Here is a 1,338-nt window from a genome sequence, read left to right on the forward strand (position 1 = left end):
AAAAAGCTGAGGCAAAGTACGGTGGAGCCCGTGTTCGGCAGCCTGACACAGTTCTACGGCCTACGGAAAATAGGCGTACTGGGCAAGGCCGGTGCACATAAGGTCATGCTCATGGCCGCAATTGCCTTCAATCTGAAAAAGTACCTTAAGAAAGGGGGAGGGAAACCCTCCGTTCGGATTTTAAAGACGATCATGGATGCATTCCAAGGCTTCTTGACCATATTTATCCGGCAAATCCAACCAATGCCGGTTCTTCTGAAGGCTTCGTAGGACCAGCCTGATGGATTCGATATCTTACCCGCAAACCACTTCTGCAACGACCACGTCCGTTTTACGGTTCTCAATGAAAAAATGAAATTTATTGGTTGTATTAGCTGGGATTTACCTCATATCTAGCTCAGTGCCATAGTGTGTGCCGGTTTTGCTTAGCTAGTCATCTATTCACAAACAGAATTATAATAGTTGATAATTTCTTTAAGATCTCTTTTTTTCATTTCCTTGTCCGTAATTTTTTTGACCAGGCTAGGACAGTCCGAAAAGAAATCAGAGGCAGTTTTTTTAAAATTTTTGGTCAGCCAATAGCTTGAACCGAGATATAGTGCCTCTTCTTCGTTAGGTTTGCGCAAATAGGAATATATTGTGTTATAAGCTCCACCTCCCGTCATCAAAAAACCGCCGCCTCCAGTCGGTGTCATTATGGGTGCACTATAACCCTGAGAAACCTCTCTAAAATAGGTCACGTTTTTTCCGGTGTGAGCCATCTCCAAGACTTCGGGAACCGTCTTATCTTTAATTTTAACAAGGACAAAAATTGTAGGCTCAAAGTCATAGTATACTTTTAGCGTATCTACTTCTTCAAATGAAAAAAATTGTTTCTTGGCTCTTTTCTCCTTTCTAAATCTAATGTTGTTAACGTTGGTGGGTTCTGCGTACCCTTTCATAACTGTACTATCTTTAAAAATAAGTTCAGCTCTCGTTTTTTGTCCATAGCATTGGATAGACAGCGATAATAATATTGGAATAATTAGATAATGAAGTTTCATAAAATACCTTTAAATGATCTAGGTATCTAAAACGATTGATGAAAGAGAAAATTGTACACAACGGCAGTCTACCTAAAAACCCTGCCCATTGATTAAATATAATTGAAAAAAATCCATTTTCTGAAGTGGAGTATCGACAACAAAATGGGATGAGAAAATACTAGACTAAATGCGAATAGTAGGAAGTACTGAAAAACTTTCGTGGCTGTTGCAGAACTCCAATAAACATCATTTTTTGCTTTTACCAATGAGCGGAAATCCGTAAATTGAAGGTATGCAAGGCAAAAAGAATTAT

At 39.1% G+C, this 1,338-nt stretch carries 2 protein-coding genes; one reads left to right on the plus strand and one right to left on the minus strand.

Going from position 1 to position 1,338, the window contains the following annotated elements; genetic code table 11:
- A partial coding sequence (locus BLT07_RS21535) for a transposase (RefSeq protein ID WP_245726637.1) occupies nucleotides 1-270 on the plus strand: 270 nt, incomplete at its 5' end.
- Between the two features lie 167 nt (nucleotides 271-437).
- Here the strand turns inward: BLT07_RS21535 and BLT07_RS20580 are convergent.
- A complete protein-coding gene (locus tag BLT07_RS20580) occupies nucleotides 438-1,043 on the minus strand; it encodes a hypothetical protein (RefSeq protein ID WP_139205194.1) in 606 nt (201 codons plus the stop codon).
- Nucleotides 1,044-1,338 lie beyond the last annotated feature (295 nt).

This window comes from Pricia antarctica (assembly GCF_900101815.1).
Taxonomy (GTDB): domain Bacteria; phylum Bacteroidota; class Bacteroidia; order Flavobacteriales; family Flavobacteriaceae; genus Pricia; species Pricia antarctica.

Bases quoted from the DNA above. Each gene is read 5' to 3' on its own strand.
- BLT07_RS20580 (WP_139205194.1), bottom strand. From the start codon at position 1,043: ATGAAACTTCATTATCTAATTATTCCAATATTATTATCGCTGTCTATC.